At 60.3% G+C, this 15,985-nt stretch carries 17 protein-coding genes; 9 read left to right on the top strand and 8 right to left on the bottom strand.

Annotation, left to right across the window (positions count from 1 at the left end; genetic code table 11):
* Window positions 1-49 precede the first annotated feature (49 nt).
* Genes ABIB44_RS08930 through ABIB44_RS08920 form a run of 3 tightly spaced genes read left to right on the top strand, consistent with a single transcriptional unit; the run spans window position 50 to window position 2,026 of the window.
* Window positions 50-448, top strand: coding sequence for a hypothetical protein (locus tag ABIB44_RS08930; RefSeq protein WP_354584296.1), 399 nt, complete (start codon window positions 50-52; stop codon window positions 446-448).
* 43 nt (window positions 449-491) lie between these two features.
* Window positions 492-1,076, top strand: coding sequence for a YceI family protein (locus tag ABIB44_RS08925; RefSeq protein ID WP_354584295.1), 585 nt, complete (start codon window positions 492-494; stop codon window positions 1,074-1,076).
* Between the two features lie 41 nt (window positions 1,077-1,117).
* The gene (locus ABIB44_RS08920) at window positions 1,118-2,026 is read left to right on the top strand and encodes a DUF5777 family beta-barrel protein (protein ID WP_354584294.1); all 909 of its coding nucleotides are present in this window, start codon (window positions 1,118-1,120) and stop codon (window positions 2,024-2,026) included.
* A gap of 242 nt (window positions 2,027-2,268) precedes the next feature.
* Here the strand turns inward: ABIB44_RS08920 and ABIB44_RS08915 are convergent, their stop codons facing one another.
* The 3 genes from ABIB44_RS08915 to ABIB44_RS08905 all read right to left on the bottom strand — a co-directional run bounded on the left by ABIB44_RS08915 (window position 2,269) and on the right by ABIB44_RS08905 (window position 5,748).
* Window positions 2,269-2,871 carry a NifU family protein gene (locus ABIB44_RS08915; protein WP_354584293.1) on the bottom strand — a complete coding sequence of 201 codons (603 nt, stop codon included), beginning with the start codon at window positions 2,869-2,871 and terminating at the stop codon, window positions 2,269-2,271.
* Between the two features lie 181 nt (window positions 2,872-3,052).
* Window positions 3,053-4,132, bottom strand: coding sequence for a chorismate synthase (aroC, locus tag ABIB44_RS08910; protein WP_354584292.1), 1,080 nt, complete (start codon window positions 4,130-4,132; stop codon window positions 3,053-3,055).
* 104 nt (window positions 4,133-4,236) lie between these two features.
* The gene (locus ABIB44_RS08905) at window positions 4,237-5,748 is read right to left on the bottom strand and encodes a hypothetical protein (protein WP_354584291.1); all 1,512 of its coding nucleotides are present in this window, start codon (window positions 5,746-5,748) and stop codon (window positions 4,237-4,239) included.
* A gap of 266 nt (window positions 5,749-6,014) precedes the next feature.
* Here ABIB44_RS08905 and ABIB44_RS08900 point away from each other — a divergent pair, with 266 nt between their 5' ends.
* The 5 genes from ABIB44_RS08900 (at window position 6,015) to ABIB44_RS08880 (ending at window position 9,856) form a co-directional block, all read left to right on the top strand.
* Entirely contained in the window at window positions 6,015-6,776 is a 762-nt protein-coding gene (locus ABIB44_RS08900) for a ferritin-like domain-containing protein (RefSeq protein ID WP_354584290.1), read from the top strand.
* Between the two features lie 34 nt (window positions 6,777-6,810).
* Window positions 6,811-7,668: a ferritin-like domain-containing protein gene (locus ABIB44_RS08895; RefSeq protein ID WP_354584289.1), complete on the top strand. Its 858-nt coding sequence runs from the start codon at window positions 6,811-6,813 to the stop codon at window positions 7,666-7,668.
* Window positions 7,669-7,843: 175 nt separating this feature from the next.
* Entirely contained in the window at window positions 7,844-8,572 is a 729-nt protein-coding gene (locus tag ABIB44_RS08890) for a ferritin-like domain-containing protein (RefSeq protein ID WP_354584288.1), read from the top strand.
* Window positions 8,569-9,450, top strand: coding sequence for a ferritin-like domain-containing protein (locus ABIB44_RS08885; RefSeq protein ID WP_354584287.1), 882 nt, complete (start codon window positions 8,569-8,571; stop codon window positions 9,448-9,450). Before ABIB44_RS08890 ends, ABIB44_RS08885 begins: the two co-directional genes overlap by 4 nt.
* A gap of 217 nt (window positions 9,451-9,667) precedes the next feature.
* Window positions 9,668-9,856 (top strand): hypothetical protein, encoded by a 189-nt coding sequence (locus ABIB44_RS08880; RefSeq protein ID WP_502916486.1) that lies wholly within the window; start codon window positions 9,668-9,670, stop codon window positions 9,854-9,856.
* Between the two features lie 70 nt (window positions 9,857-9,926).
* Here the strand turns inward: ABIB44_RS08880 and queG are convergent, their stop codons facing one another.
* From queG to ABIB44_RS08855, 5 genes are all read right to left on the bottom strand, one after another.
* Entirely contained in the window at window positions 9,927-10,859 is a 933-nt protein-coding gene (gene queG, locus ABIB44_RS08875) for a tRNA epoxyqueuosine(34) reductase QueG (RefSeq protein WP_354584285.1), read from the bottom strand.
* Window positions 10,860-11,002: 143 nt separating this feature from the next.
* On the bottom strand, window positions 11,003-12,058 hold the full coding sequence (gene ruvB, locus ABIB44_RS08870) for a Holliday junction branch migration DNA helicase RuvB (RefSeq protein ID WP_354584284.1): 1,056 nt from the start codon (window positions 12,056-12,058) through the stop codon (window positions 11,003-11,005).
* Window positions 12,059-12,282: 224 nt separating this feature from the next.
* The gene (locus ABIB44_RS08865) at window positions 12,283-12,630 is read right to left on the bottom strand and encodes an HIRAN domain-containing protein (protein WP_354584283.1); all 348 of its coding nucleotides are present in this window, start codon (window positions 12,628-12,630) and stop codon (window positions 12,283-12,285) included.
* Window positions 12,631-12,685: 55 nt separating this feature from the next.
* The gene (locus tag ABIB44_RS08860) at window positions 12,686-13,327 is read right to left on the bottom strand and encodes a hypothetical protein (protein ID WP_354584282.1); all 642 of its coding nucleotides are present in this window, start codon (window positions 13,325-13,327) and stop codon (window positions 12,686-12,688) included.
* A 70-nt stretch (window positions 13,328-13,397) separates the two neighbouring features.
* Window positions 13,398-14,633 (bottom strand): acyl-CoA dehydrogenase family protein, encoded by a 1,236-nt coding sequence (locus ABIB44_RS08855; protein WP_354584281.1) that lies wholly within the window; start codon window positions 14,631-14,633, stop codon window positions 13,398-13,400.
* A gap of 204 nt (window positions 14,634-14,837) precedes the next feature.
* On the opposite strand from ABIB44_RS08855, the gene prfA reads away from it, so the two are divergent.
* Window positions 14,838-15,911: a peptide chain release factor 1 gene (gene prfA, locus ABIB44_RS08850; protein ID WP_354584280.1), complete on the top strand. Its 1,074-nt coding sequence runs from the start codon at window positions 14,838-14,840 to the stop codon at window positions 15,909-15,911.
* Window positions 15,912-15,985: the final 74 nt, after the last annotated feature.

Here is a 15,985-nt window from a genome sequence, read left to right as displayed (position 1 = left end):
GTACGGCTTAGCTACAATAGTTCTGCTCATCGACTCCTCCTCCTTTATAATGGCAAATTCCTCCCTTTTCAGTCCGGTACAGCGACGACGAGCGCTACTTGGCGTGGCACTAGCGCTGTTCGGGGCGGTGGCCGGCTGCACCTACTCGCACGGCGACCCCGCCCCGGCCTGCGACGTGGCTCACGAAACCGTTACCTACACGGCGGTGGTCGCGCCTATTTTCGTCGCCAATTGCCTGCGCTGCCACGACACCAGCGTGGCTTTCACGCTGGGTGGCAACAACGATTTCGGCAGCTATGCCGCCCTCAGCCGCTACCCCCAGAATAGCTTGCTGGGCTGCGTCCGCCACGAGCCGGGCTACCCCTTGATGCCCCAAGGGAGCAGCAAGCTGTCCGACTGCGACATCAAGCGCCTCGAAGCCTGGTACGCACTGGGCAAGCCCCAATAATGCGGTTAGGCAGCCCGCCCACTCAACTTCGCCTTCCCTCGCTATGCAAACTCTGCTGCTACTGCTGCTAGTACTATTGTTGCGCGGGGTGCCCTCGGCTCACGCGCAAGGCCGCTACCTCACCAAAACCGGATTAATCAGTTTCTTCTCGGCCACCCCCATTGAGGACATTGAAGCCCGCAACCAGCAGGTGGCGGCGGTGCTCGATTTCGGTACCGGCCAACTGGCTTTCAGCTTACTTATCAAAGGCTTCGTGTTCAAGCGCACGCTCATGCAGGAGCACTTCAACGAAAATTATCTGGAGTCGGACAAATACCCTAAGGCCACATTCACGGGCCATTTTTTGGAGTTTGAGGCCAGCCAGCTAGCCACCGCCGGGGCCCACCCGGCGCAGGTGGAAGGCGACCTGACGCTGCACGGCGTCACGCGCCACATCCGGGTGCCGGCTACCGTGGAGCTGCGTGGCGGGCAGCTGCTGGCGCAGGCCACGTTTCCGGTGGCCTCGGCCGATTACAACATCGAGATTCCGCTGCTTGTGCGCAACAGCATTGCCAAAATCATCAGCGTGCACGTCGATTTGGCTTGCTTGCCCGTGGCTGGGGCCGTGGGCATAGCCCCGGGCCGCTAGGCGCGCGGCCCTCCTTTCATCCATTATTTCTGCTCCTGCTTATGTTTTCTCCTCTACGCTCGCTGGGCTTGCTGGTAGCCGCGCTGGGCCTCGCCCCGGCCGCCCATGCCCAAACCGATTTGCTGGGCGAGCTCGAAAAGCAAACCACCGATTCGACCCGGCGCGAAGTGGTGTCGGCCACTTTCAAAGGCACGCACATTATCAACGCGCAATCGGTCGAAACGCCGGGCGCGGGCACGCTGGCCTTTCTTATCCAGCATCGCTTCGGCACGCTGAACAGCGGGGCTTACGAGTTTTTCGGGCTCGACCAGGCCGTGCTGCGCCTGAGCTTCGAGTACGGCCTCACCAACCGGCTGGCTGTGGGCGTGGGCCGCACCAACATCGAGAAGACGTTCGACGGCTTCGTGAAATACAAGGCCCTGCAGCAAACCACCGGCGCGCACGCCCTGCCGGTATCGGTAACGCTGCTGGCTTCGTCGGCCATCACCACGCTCAAATTCAACCAGGCCCCCAACGAGCCCGAGCGTAGCACGGGCTCGCGGGTCGACTATGCGTATCAGGTGCTCATCGCCCGCAAGTTCAGCCCCGGCCTGTCGGGGCAGCTGATGCCTACACTCATTCACCGCAACTATGTGGCCCTGGCGGGCAGGCAAAACGACGTATACGCCCTGGGCGCGGGCCTGCGCCAGAAGCTCACCAAGCGCCTGGCCCTCACGGCCGACTATTTTTACCTGCTGCCCGGCTACGTGGCCGACAACTTCCACAACGCCCTCGGCGTGGGGGTCGACATCGAAACCGGCGGCCACGTCTTCCAGCTGCATCTCACCAACGCCAAGGGCATGTCGGAGAAATTCTTCGTACCCCAGACCACCGGCAATTTCTTCGATGGCGACATTTATTTCGGCTTCACCGTGGCGAGGAATTTCACGGTGAAATCGCAGCTAAAGTAAGTCAAGTACTTGTGCATAAGTAATCGTATTGAAGAAAGGACGTCATGCTGAGCGCAGTCGAAGCATCTCGCGTGTGGTAGTAATTCAATCGTTTGGTTTACTTGAGCACGGAAGATGCTTCGACTGCGCTCAGCATGACGTTCAGATTTGTTCGGTTACTTAGGCACGGCCACTTAAAAGTTGAGAATTAAAAAGGCCCGCTGAACGATTCCAGCGGGCCTTTTTAATTCTCAACTTTTAACTTACACCGTAATGCCTTCGGCCACCACGCTCTGCACCTCGGGCACCATGCGCTTGAGCAGGTTCTCGATACCCGATTTCAGGGTAACCGTAGCCGAGGGGCAGCCGGAGCACGAGCCTTGCAGGTTCACGGTCACGATGCCTTCGTGGTAGCTTTTGAAGGTGATGTTGCCACCGTCCTGCTCCACGGCGGGGCGCACGTAGTTGTCGAGCAGGTCGATAACTTTCTGGGCAATCTGGCCTTCCTGCTGGGTGGGGTCGCCGGCGGTGGCGGCCTGGGCCGCTTTCTGCTCGGCGGCGGGGTCCACGGTGAACAGGGGGCCGCCGGCCTCCACGTAGCTCTTTAGGAACTGGCGCAGCTCGGGGATAATCTGCGTCCAGGCCAGCTCGGGCTGGGCTTTGGTCACGGTCACGAAGTTCTGGGCGATGAACACGCGGCTCACGTAGTCGAACCCGAACAGCTCCTGCGCCACGGGCGAATTGGCGGCGGCTTCGAGGTTGGGGTAATCCACGCTCACGCCATCTACCAGCAGGTTTTGGTTGAGGACGAACTTCATGCTCTCGGGGTTGGGCGAGGCTTCGGCGTAAATGGAAACGGCGGACATATGGCTAGGTGGTTAGTTGCTGATTAGTAGTTGCCGGGGACAGCCGCGGGCGGGCTTTTTCCGACGGGCAAAGATACAACCGCGCCGGGAGCGCGGAGGTTGCAAATGTACCTACATCATTTCAGGGAGCGAGGCCTCCGCGAATTCGCATATTAGCGGGCAGCGTCAAAACGCGGCGGCGCTACAGCTTATTGACCCGGGCCCGCAGCAGCAAATCGGCCAGCACCAGCTGGGTCATCGCTTCCACGATGGGCACGGCGCGGGGCAGCACGCAGGGGTCGTGCCGGCCGCGGCCCACCAGCGTCACGGCCTCGCCCTGGTCGTTGATAGTTTGCTGCGGCTGAAGCAGCGTGGCCACGGGCTTGAAGGCCACGCGGAAGTAGATATCCTGCCCGTTGCTGATGCCGCCCTGGCTGCCGCCGCTGTGGTTGGTGCGGGTGCGCACGGCCCCGGCTTCATCGGTGTAGAATTCGTCGTTGTGCACCGAGCCCGGCAATTTTGTCCCTTCAAAACCAGACCCGAACTCAAAGCCCTTCACCGCATTGATGCTGAGCAGCGCGTGCCCCAGCACCGCCGGCAGCTTATCGAACACGGGCTCGCCCAGCCCAGCCGGCACGTGGCGGGCCACGCCCGTAATCACGCCGCCTACCGTGTCGTGCGCCGCCTGCGCCGCCCGGATGCGGGCTTCCATGCGGACGGCCGTTTCGGGGTGTGGGCAGCGTACCGGGTTGCTGTCGATGAGGCTCAAATCAAGCTCCTGGTAGCCCAGTGGCACTTCTACTTCGCCCACGGCCGAAACGTAGGCCACGGTGTCGATGCCGAAATGGGCCAGCACCCTGGCCGCCACGGCCCCAGCGGCCACGCGGGCGGCGGTTTCACGGGCCGAGCTGCGGCCTCCGCCCCGGTAGTCGCGGCGGCCATATTTCACGTCGTAGGTGTAGTCGGCGTGACTGGCGCGGTAGGCGTGGGCAATGTGCGAGTAGTCGTCGGAGCGCTGGTCGGCGTTGGGGATGAATAGGCTGATGGGCGTACCGGTAGTTACGCCCTCAAACAGGCCCGACTGAATGTGCACGGTATCCGCCTCCTTGCGCGGGGTGGTGAGGTCGGACTGGCCGGGCCGCCGCCGGTCGAGCGCCGCTTGAATGTGGGCCACATCCACGGCCACGCCTGCTGGGCAGCCGTCGATAATCACGCCGATGCCCGCCCCGTGCGACTCGCCAAAGGTGGTGATGCGAAAGAGGGAGCCGAAAGTGTTGGACATGAATCAATGGTTAATAATTAATGATTAGTGGTTAATTATAAGTAATTTACGGAGAACCATCTACGCATTGACCACTCACCATTAACCACTAATCATTAACAAAACTACGCCCGCCGCCCGGCCCGCCACCAGCCGAAGGCTGCCACGCCGGCCAGGGCCAGCAACATCCAGTCGGCATAGCGGCGCACGTCGGCGTACACGTCGAGAGGTTGCAGCGTGGCATCGGCACCCGCCAAAGCCGGGCCATAAAAGGGGTCTTCGCCGGGTTTGGGCAGCGGGTCGGGGGCCAGGCTGGTACCGCGCACCACCGGGTGCAGGCTGGGCCGCAGGGTATCGTAACGGCCCGTGGCGGGGTCGAATACCACTAGCCGCAACAAGCTGTCGAGGTATAAGGGGCCGGGCCGCCGGGCCACCAGCCGGTATCGAAACAGCTTGCGCCCGCCACCCGGCGCGGGCTCTTCGCGGGCTTCGGGGCCGTACACGTCGAGGCCCGGCCGCGTGGCCAGCGTTGGGGCCAGCACGGCCGCCAGGTTGCCCTGCCCCTGCACCCCAAATGCCAGCGTAAACGACTCGCCCACCCGGGGGTGCGAGGTGCTCAGGGCCTCTACCTGCCGAAAATCGCCCACGGCCACGGTGCCCGCCCGGCCGCCCGGCAGCGGCAGCACCGGCACCGTGAGGCCCGGCGACAGGTAGGTTTTGTAGCCGGCCAAGCGGTTGTCCTGGCCGGGTTCGGGCTTTTTCAGCAGCTTAAACTTCACCATCGTCAGGGCCAGCGGCGGAAAGCGCAGGGGCTGGGGCGTGAGCGGGTAGTACAGGTTTTCGGCCAGCCGGAAGCGCAGGTATTTTTCGCCCCGGTGGCGCACGGTATCGGGGGTTACGCTGGGCTCGGGGCCGGGCTCCTGCCAGGCCGTGGCCTGGTGCAGCTCGTGCAGCAGCGGCGGCAGCTGGTCGTCGAAATCATGAAACGAGAGCAGCGCCTGGTCTTCGGGCTTGAGGTAGAAATACAGCCCCACGCGCACCCCCTGGCCCTGGTACACGCGGGGCCGGTCGGCCAGCACGGCCAGAAAAGCATGGTCGGGCACGTCCTGGTACAGGGCTGGCCTGGGCTTACCAAACATCTTGTCGAGGTCGGCCACGGCTTGTAGCGGAGCCGTGGGGCTGGCTGGTTTGGTCATGCTGCCCGGGTTGGGCGGCAGGGCCGGCCCCACGTGCACGGTAGTACCACTGGCACGCAGTAGCACCCCATTCACCGTTAGCTGAAAGGGTTTAATAACGATATCGCCTTCGCCATAGGGCACGTAATTCTGGGTAATGGTGAGGTCGGTGAACCGGCGACCCTGCACGATGCTCGTCGTGATGGTCTTGGTTTTTTTAGTTTTTTTGAAGCCTTCCAGCTCTGGGAAGTCCGAATACTTATCCAGCTGCCCGCCGCGCAGCCGGAAAGCCACCGTGTAAGTACCCGTCACGGGCAGCGCCGCGGGGCCGGGCAGCAGCCGCACCTCGGCCGGCAGCGCCACCGGCTTAGTGGCCTCCCCCGGTTGCGCGCCGGCCCTCAGCGGCCCCAGCAGCCCTAGCAGCCCGAGCAACAGCAGCAGCTGGCCCAAAAATCGTTGCATAGTTTTCTGGGCCGTTATCACCGCCTAAAAGTAGCGGCCAGCAGCTGAAGTGGTGTTTTGGCCGGTGGTAGCCCGTACCGTTCTGCTTCGGGAAAACGAAAAATAAGAAGCTTTTGAATCCTTTTGGGTAACAGTTGCCGTATCTGCTCCCAAATCACTTCCCAATCCTGGATTACTGTTGCTGATAATTCAGGTTGGTTTGCCTGCCGCACTACCCCGTTACCCTTTTTATCCGAATTTCATCTCTCACTCAACTCATCACGCTCATGTCTGACATCATTCAGTCCCGCGGCTCCGACGATAACACGCTCGTTCAGCCGATTTTCACCCCTATTAAGCGCCGCTCGTTCTTCATGTATGCTGGTGCTACGGCGGGTGCTTCGGCACTCGTGCTGGCTGGCTGCTCGAAAGATTCGCCCACGCCCACGCCCAACTTGCCCGCTGGCAACAGCACTACGGCCGACGGCTCCATCAGCCTGGGCTCGGGCGATGTAGGCGTGTTGAACTACGCTTATGCCCTTGAGCAGTTGGAAGCCGACTTCTACAGCAAAGTAGTAGCCCAGTCGCAGGGTGTGCTGAGCGCCACCGAGTACGCTTACTTTAAGCAGGTAGCTGCCCACGAAGCCATTCACCGCGATTTCTTCAAGGCGGCCCTCACCCGCGACGCTGGCACCCAGGTGCTGCGTGGCCTGACGCCCAAGTACCCAGCCGGCACTTTTAGCGACAAAGCGACGCTGCTGGCTACGGCTAAAGCGTTCGAAGACCTCGGTGTATCGGCCTACAACGGTGCTGGCAAACTGCTCCGTTCCCCCGACTACCTGCTGCTCGCCGGCAAAATTGTTTCGGTTGAAGCCCGCCACGCCGCTTACATCCGCGACCTGATTAGCCCCGGCTCTTTTGCCGCCGACGACCAAGTAGATGCTACCTCCGGCCTGGACATGAAAAGGACGCCGACGGAAGTTCTCACTATCGCTCAGGCATTCATCACCGAGAAATTGAGTGGCAGCGCCGTAGGCGTTAACGCTTAATTCCCTTCCTCTTCAATCGTAATCAATCCTCGCCATGAATTTCTTCAATATCATTAGTCAGCTGGCCGAAGTTGACTCCGACGTAATGGGCCGCCTCGATTCGCGTCGCGCCGTGTTCAGCTCGCTCACCACCGTGGGCAAGCGCGCTGGCCAGGCCGCTGTGCCAGCCTTGCTCGCCTCGTTTTTCTCGAAAGCTTACGCTGGCACCACCGCCGGCGACCCAAAAGAAGTCTTCAACTATGCGCTCACGCTAGAGTTGCTGGAGGCTGACTTTTACAAGAAAGTTGTCGCTTCGCCCCTGTTCCTTACGGCTACGCCGGCTGACCAGGCAGCCGTCCGTCAGATTCTGAAGCACGAAAACTCGCACGTAGCCTTGCTGCAAGCAGTAGTGAGTGGCATCGGTGGAACCCCCGTGACCAACATCACCTTCAAGCAGGCTACCTTCAACTCGCTGGCGACCTTCTATGGCGGCGGCGGCAGCATCCTGGGCGTAGCTCAGCTGCTGGAAGACACCGGCGTGCGGGCTTACAAAGGCCGGGCAGGCGACCTGCTGGGCATCGGCGATGTAACCATCGGCGGCAAAGTGTACAACCCGCTTGAGACGGCCCTGCAGATTCACTCGGTAGAAGCTCGTCACGCCTCGCACATCCGTTACATGCGCCAGCAGTCGCCCTGGATTACCGGCAACGGTGACCTCGACGGCCAGCCTCACTACACGGGTGCTATCCCCGAGAGCAACGTCACGCAGTCGGGTGTTAACCTGATTGCTGCCAATGCCATCACCCCTGGCACCACGTATACTCAAGCGGAAGCCGCGGCCTCGTTCGACGAGCCGCTGACCGTAGCCGAAGTAACCGACGCTTCGCGCGCCGGTGGCCTCATTGGGGCTTAATAAAGTCCTGATAGCCTTCGCTGGCCGTTAAAAAAGACAACGCCGGTTCCGCATCACGCGGAACCGGCGTTGTTTTTTAGGCCTTTGCAACCATTGCAGGGGCAGTGAGTACCTTTGTGATGGTCCCCATCCCAACGTTTTGGGCTGGCCGCCCGATTGAAGCCTTAGCATTAGCATGTCTGAACACTCTTTTTCGCCCGCCTGGCGGGCGCAGCCCCTGGGGCGGCGCAACTTTTTGCGGGTTTCGGCGGCTTCGGCGGCCACAGTAGCCCTGGTAGCCACCACGGGCTGCTCAACCACAACTCCCGAGCCCATTCTGGTTGACCCTTATAAGCTGGCCCTGCCGGCTGGCGACCCAGGCTTGTTTTATTATGCCTACGTGCTGGCGCTGGCCTTGTATACTACCTACGACAAGGTGATAACCAGCCCGCCCTCCGACCTGACGATGGCCGAGCGGAGCGTCATCTCGAACATGCGCGACCATCAACTCATCTATCGGGAGCTGCTCCACTACTACATCGACCCTACTCTGCAGGTCATGCTGTTTCCGACCGACTTCGCATTCAATACCAGTACGCTCACGCTCACCACCCGGGCGGGCGTGCTGGCAGCGGTGCAACAGCTCGCCGACCTGGCGGCCGCGGCCTACCCGGTACTGCTGCCGCTCATCAGCCCGGCCAGTGCCTACCAGCGCGCCCTGTTGCTAAAAACGGTATCGGTGCAGGCCCGGCACGCGGCCACCATCCGCGACCTGCGCACCCCCGGCTCGTTTGCCGATTCCACCGTGGTGGACACTGCCACGGGCCTGCTGCGCCTCGAGACCCCTACCCAGGTAATCACTGAGCTGGCCCCTTATTTTGCGCCCTACGTTATTTCTGTGGCTAATCTGGCCGTTACTCTATGAAGCTGCTTCCGTTTCTCGACCGTTTAGCTGCTGGCGCAGCGGCTACCGATAGTGCCCCGCGTCGGGCGGTAATCCAACAGGCTGGCCGCACGGCCCTTGCGGCGCTGCCGCTGGCCCTTGGTGCCGTGCAGCCCGTGGCGGCGCGCACCATAGCCACCGCCTACGATGCGATTGTGCAGCTGTTGCTGCTCGAGCGGCTGCAAATGAACTACTACTCGCGGGCCCTGACCACAACCGGGCTTATTCCGGCCGCGCAGGTCGCCGATTTCCAGCGGCTCTACGACCACCAGCTGCAGCACGTAGCCTTTTTGCAGAACGTGCTGCAAAGTGCCGGTACCATTGTGCCCGCCGCACCGACGTTCGATTTCAGCGGCCGCAAGAACGTAGCGACCAACCCGGTGCTGTTTCCCAACGTGCTGAGCAACTACGACGACTTCTTGGCGCTGGCCCAGCAGCTAGAAGACCTGAGCGTGCGGCTATACATCACCAATGCCTTTGCCAACACCAACGATGCGCAGCTGGCGAAAGTGTTGCTGCGCATGCTGGCGGTGGAGGGCGAGCATTCGGCCCACGTGCGGGGCCTTCGCCGCGACCGTGGCGTAAGCGTGAAAACGTGGCCCAGTAGTTCCGATGCGCCCATTGCGCGGCCCGCAGCCGCCCAGGCGCTCACGGCCGCCGCCTCGGCTGGCGAAGACAGCATTACCCAGCTGGCTTCGGCTGGCGTGCCGCTGGCTTTTAGCAATTTCCTCAGCGTGTTTAAGCTCTCGTTCGTGCCCGATACTTCCCTGGCCGAAGCCTTTGATGAGCCCGTGCTAACCAGCACCAACCAGCCCAATCCGCAAGCCACTGCGCAAGCGGCACTGGACCTGTTCAGCTAGCCTGAACTCGTATAAAATTCTGTCTTTTTAAAGCGAAAGAGCGGCCCTGGCCGCTCTTTTTGCGTATCCGGCAACCCGGGGCACTGGCTTTGGCCTGCGCCCCGCGCAATGGTTTGCATTTTTTCCTTTCCTTTACTCTTTACTGACCGGCTGATGGTGATATCGCGGGCCGGCCTTCCCCATTTTCACCTTCCTCTACTCGCTGATGTTAGACTACGTGAAAATAATTTTGCTGAAAGTAAGCTTTAGCAAAGTCTTGTTCGAAAAGGAGTTGCGCAAAGCCCTCAAAATGCTGGTGCCAGCCGAAATGCCAGACTTTCGCCGCTGGTGCTATCAGCAGTTTTCGCGCATTTACCGCCGCGTACTGAAGCGCGTATTCGGTGAATTCAGCCTGGGAGCCCAGTAGCATGTGCGTTAGCTTGTTCGTCGTTGAAATACCCTGGAGCGGCACCGAGCGCAAGCAGCGCAAGCAGGCGCTACACATCCGCTACAAACTGAATATTACGTTTAAGCCCTTCGTAGCCCGTACGCTTCACGGCCGACTGCCGGAATAGCTCCGTGAATAATTCGTGGGTGATTTCGCGCCAGTCGCCGGGCGTCAGGTCTTTCAGGCCGGGCGCGGGGTTGAACTGGGGCTCGTTGTGCGGCTTCGAGAAGCGGTTCCACGGGCACACGTCCTGGCAGATGTCGCAGCCGAAAATCCAGTTGCCGAACTGCCCGGCTACCTCGGTCGGAATCTGGTCCTTGAGTTCGATGGTGAAGTAGCTGATGCACTTGCTGCCGTCCACCACGTAGGGCTCGGTGATGGCCTGGGTGGGGCAGGCATCCACGCACTTAGTGCAAGTACCGCAGTAGTCGCGGATGGGCCCGTCGGCGGGCAATTCCACGTCCACAATCAGCTCGGCGATGAAGTAGAACGAGCCGGTGCCCGGCGTAATCAGGTTAGCGTTTTTGCCTACCCAACCGAGGCCCGACTTTTTCGCCCAGGCCTTGTCCAGCACCGGGGCCGAATCCACGAAGCAGCGACCGCCAATCTGCCCAATTTCGGCCTCCATGTCGGCTAGCAGCGTCTTCAGCTTGTCCTTGATGACGAAGTGGTAGTCGCGCCCATAAGCATACTTGCTGATTTGCATCGTGTCGTCGGGCTGCTGGGTTTCGGGCGCGGGGTAGTAGTTGAGCAGCAGCGAAATCACCGATTTGGCCCCATCCACGAGCAGGCGCGGGTCGAGGCGCTTGTCGAAGTGGTTTTCCATGTAGCCCATCTTGCCGTTCATCCGGCGCGTGAGCCAGGTTTCGAGGCGCGGGGCTTCTTCCTCCAGAAATTCCGCCTTCGAAATACCGCAGGCCATGAAGCCGAGCTCCGCCGCGCGGCGCTTGATAAAAGGAGCCCACTGGGATTGGGAAAGCATAATGATAGCGCAAAGCATCAAAAATACGTCATCCTGAGCGTAGCAAGGACCTTATCACGCTGGCTCGATTAGCTATACCAATCGTTCTGGCGTGGTAAGGTCCTTCGCTACGCTCAGGATGACGGGCAGTGTTCCGGCGAATCCTAGCCCTGCGTTATCTCATCGAACAGGCTGCCGTTGTTGCCGCGCATATTCTGTGGCAGCAACCGCCCGAGGTGCTGGTACGCCGCCTCCGTAGCCTCCCGGCCCCGCGAGGTGCGCTTGATGTAGCCCTCCTGAATCAGGAACGGCTCGTACACTTCCTCGATGGTTTCGCCCTCCTCGCCACAAGCCGTGGCGATGGTGCTGATGCCCACCGGGCCACCCTTAAACTTGTCAATAATCGTGGTGAGGATGCGCTTGTCCATGTCGTCGAGGCCACGGGCGTCCACATCCAGGGCATTCAGCGCAAACTGCGCGATTTCGACCGTGATGGTACCGTCGCCCTTAATCTGGGCGAAGTCGCGGGTGCGGCGCAACAGGTTGTTGGCAATGCGGGGCGTACCGCGCGAGCGGCGGGCAATTTCGTAAGCCGCGTCGGCGTGGATGGGCGTACCCAAAATTTCGGCCGACCGCTTCACAATCGTCGTCAGCAGCTTCGAGTCGTAGTATTCGAGGCGGGCCGAGATGCCAAAGCGGGCCCGCAGCGGAGCCGTGAGCATGCCCGAGCGCGTGGTAGCCCCCACCAACGTGAAGGGTGACAGCGAAATCTGCACCGAGCGGGCGTTGGGGCCCGAGTCGAGCATAATATCGATGCGGTAGTCCTCCATCGCCGAGTACAAGTATTCTTCCACCACCGGGTTCAGGCGGTGGATTTCGTCGATGAACAGCACGTCGTGCGGCTCCAGGTTGGTGAGCAGGCCGGCCAGGTCGCTGGGCTTGTCCAGCACCGGGCCGCTGGTCATCTTGATGCCCGAGCCCAGCTCGTTGGCGATGATGTGCGAGAGCGTGGTTTTACCCAGGCCGGGAGGGCCGTGCAGCAGCACGTGGTCGAGGGCATCGCCGCGCATTTTGGCGGCGGCCACGAAGACTTTCAGGTTCTCCAGAATCTTGTCCTGGCCCGTGAAATCGTCGAACGACAGCGGCCGCAGGGCCTTGTCGATGTCCTTGTCGGTAGCGTCGAAATGTTCGTTGTCGCCGGTGAGAAAGGCTTCGCGCATAATGATATTACTAAAATGATTGGTCGCTTGTTGCTAAGCAGATGAGTAACTGATTTGCGGGCAAAAAAGCTCCTTTACTACTCAAAAAAACCGCTATACACAAAGAACGTCATGCTGAGCTTGCCGAAGCATCTCTACTGCAATAGTAAATCTGGTTACTCTCGCGGTAGAGATGCTTCAGCAAGCTCAGCATGACGTTCTTTTTTCTGATAGAGCCCGTTCTGCTACTCATGCAGCAGCACCTCAATATCGAGGTGCAGCCAGTCGGTTTCCCAGGATTTGTGGTTGAGGCGGGCCGAGAGGTGCTTGCCGGCGTCGAGCATGCGGGCCACGGTTTCGTTGCGGCCCTCGGGCAGGTAGCCAAGCCACACGTTGGCCGGGTCGGTGGCGGGGGCGGTGTGCACCTGCACGGCCCAGTCGTCGTAGTGGTTATCGGCTTCGCGGCTGAGCTGTAGGGCTTGGCCGACTTTCAGCTTGGGCTCGTACTTCTCCAGGTTGGGGCGGTGCGAGGTGCCGGCCACGAGGCATTCGAGCAGCACGAGGGGTTCGGAAGCAGGGACGACTTTCATCATGGGGCCAAATTACGGCATGGGCGGCGGGTTTAACTTATTCCCGGCTTGTGCAGCGTTAGTACACGCCATTTTGCAACGTAGCCTTTCTGTACCAAGCAGGACCGGTATTTTCGTACAAATACACGTTCCAACCATCATCAGTGCTCACTACTGCTAACGCCTTTCGGTGGTCTAACGAAAACAATAATCCCCCAATTCCATAGACGCGGCGGCTACCGTAGCGCTGCTGCAAAGTATCGGCGGCTCGCCAATCAAGTCGCTTGTTCAATGCTACGAGGGTATCCAACATGACTATTTTAACCCCTGCCTGCTTGATGCCCTTTTGGTTAAAAACGAACTGTTTGGCCATCGAAACCTGGCTCCGCATATAGTTTATATCGGCTTTGGTAAAGTATTTCAACATTGCATCCCTCGCGGGCGTGCCGCTGCAAGCTGATACCATTTCTTCGACGGCCCTGGCCCCTACGGAACTGGACTGATTTACCAAGAGCAACGAATTATCTCCACTGACAGGCCTGGACCGTTGCACCTGATAATTCCCGTAACTACCGCGTATTATCACTGGGTTTGTTTGCGGATGCAAATCCATCAGCATATCATTGGCTAACTGATACGTCAGCTTATCGAGTATCTGCTGCGCAATGCATTGCTGAAAGCCACAAACCAGCAATAATAGTAAGAAGACACGATTTTGCATGGATGAAATATCATAAAAAAACCGCTGTCCCAATCAATAGAACAGCGGTTTTTTAACAGGTTAGCAAACCCTACTTAAACGCCTGAATTCCGGTAATATCCGCGCCCGTAATCAGCAGGTGAATGTCGTGCGTGCCCTCGTATGTAATCACCGATTCCAGGTTCATCATGTGGCGCATGATGGGGTACTCGCCGGTGATGCCCATGCCGCCGTGAATCTGGCGGGCTTCGCGGGCCACGTGCAGAGCCATGTCGACCGAGTTACGCTTGGCCATGGAGATTTGGGCGCTGGTGGCTTTGCCTTCATTTTTGAGCACACCCAAGCGCCAGGCCATGAGCTGAGCTTTGGTGATTTCGGTAATCATCTCGGCCAGTTTTTTCTGCTGGAGCTGAAAGCCGCCGATGGGCTGGCCGAACTGCTCGCGCTGGAGCGAGTATTTCAGGGCCGACTCGTAGCAGTCGATGGCCGCGCCGATGGCACCCCAGGCAATGCCGAAACGGGCCGAATCGAGGCAGGAGAGCGGACCTTTCAGACCGTCGATGTTGGGCAGGATGTTCTCCTTGGGAATTTTCACGTCCTCAAACACCAGCTCGCCGGTGGTGCTGGCGCGCAGGCTCCACTTGTTGTGGATTTCCGGGGTGCTGAAGCCTTCCATGCCGCGCTCCACGATAACGCCTTTGATGCGGCCCTGCTCATTTTTGGCCCACACCACGGCCACCTGGCACTCGGGCGAATTCGAAATCCAGAGCTTGGCCCCGTTCAGCAGGTAATGGTCGCCCATGTCCTTGATGTTGGTGGTCATGCCGCCGGGGTTCGAGCCGTGGTCGGGCTCCGTCAGGCCGAAGCAGCCGAGCCACTCGCCGCTGGCCAGCTTGGGCAGGAACTTGCGGCGCTGCTCCTCCGAGCCGTAGGCGTAGATGGGAAACATCACCAGCGAGCCCTGCACCGAGGCGGTGGAGCGCATGCCCGAGTCGCCGCGCTCAATCTCCTGCATAATCAGGCCGTAGCTGATGTAGTCCAGGCCGCCCCCGCCGTATTCTTCCGGAACGGTGGGGCCAAATGCGCCCACGTCGCCAAACTTGCGCACGATTTCGCTCGGGAAGTGCGCGTCCTGCGCCCACTTCTCGATGTTGGGGCTGATTTCCTTTTTAACAAAGTCGCGGATAGACTGGCGGATGAGCAGGTGCTCCTCGGTCAGCAGGCCGTCGAGGTCGAAATAATCGGTGAAGCCGTTGGCATTGGTGCTGCCTTTCTGGGCGGTGTGGGCTTTGGCTTCGGGGGAGAGGACGTCGGCTTCGGATGACATGGGGCGGGACTTGGGTGGTGAGGTGGGAATTTTAACAAAGATAACAGGCGCGCCGAAGGTGGGCGGACCCGGCTGGTAGCCGAGTATAACCGCGTTCTGCCGAGCGTGTTCCCAGACCAACGTCCTTCCGCGAACCAACCCACTGAATAGCGGTGTTTAGATTCAGTATCTTTGCCCCCTATCTGATTATTTCCCGAACACCCGATGCTCGATAAACTAGAAGCCATCAACCAGCGCTACGAAAACGTCAACGAGGAGTTGATGCAGCCCGACGTGATGTCGGACCTGAAGCGCTACAAGTCCCTGAACAAGGAATACAAGGACCTGGGCAAGATTGTGACCCAGTACCGCAACTACCAGGGCGTGCTCAGCAACATCGAAAACGCCCGCGAAGTCGTGGCCACCGAGAAGGACCAGGACTTCCGCGAAATGGCCAAGGCCGAGCTCGACGAGCTGTTGCCCGAGCAGGAGCGCCTCGAAGAGCTCATCAAGGACCTGCTGCTGCCCAAGGACCCGAACGACTCGAAAGACGTCATCATGGAAATCCGGGCCGGCGCGGGCGGCGACGAAGCCGCCATTTTTGCCGGCGACCTGCAGCGCATGTACATGCGCTTCGCCGAAAAGCAGGGCTGGAAAATGGAGCTCATTGACGCCATGGACGGCACCGCCGGCGGCTACAAGGAAATCATCGTGGCTGTGCGCGGCGAGGACGTGTACGGCAAGCTCAAGTTTGAAAGCGGCGTACACCGCGTGCAGCGTGTGCCGGCCACCGAAACCCAGGGCCGGATTCACACCAGCGTGGCGTCCATCGTGGTCATTCCCGAAGTGGAAGAATTCGACGTGGAGCTGAACATGGGTGATATTCGCAAGGACTACTTCTGCTCGAGCGGCCCCGGCGGCCAGTCGGTGAACACCACCTACTCGGCCGTGCGCCTTACCCACCTGCCCTCGGGCCTGGTGGCCCAGTGCCAGGACCAAAAATCGCAGCTCAAAAACTTCGACAAGGCCCTGGCCGTGCTCCGCTCCCGCGTGTACGACATGGAGCTGGCCAAGAAGAACGAGGCCGATGGCATCGTGCGCAAAAGCATGATTGGCGGCGGCGACCGCAGCGATAAAATCCGGACCTACAACTACCCGCAGGGCCGCGTCACGGACCACCGCATCGGCTACACGGTGTACAACCTGGCCAGCGTGATGGAAGGCAACGTCGACGACTTCGTAGAGCAGCTGCGCATCGCCGAAAGCGCGGAGCGCCTGCAGGAGGGCGTCACGAAATAAGCGGGGGGCGGGGCTGGCTGGGCCGGTTCCGCCGCTGCGGCTGCAATACTATTCCGGCTTTACCGTTTTCCGGG

Source organism: Hymenobacter sp. UYCo722 (assembly GCF_040547115.1).
Taxonomy (GTDB): domain Bacteria; phylum Bacteroidota; class Bacteroidia; order Cytophagales; family Hymenobacteraceae; genus Hymenobacter.
Note: the sequence above shows the minus strand (reverse complement) of the source record. Positions and strands in the feature narration are given on the sequence as shown.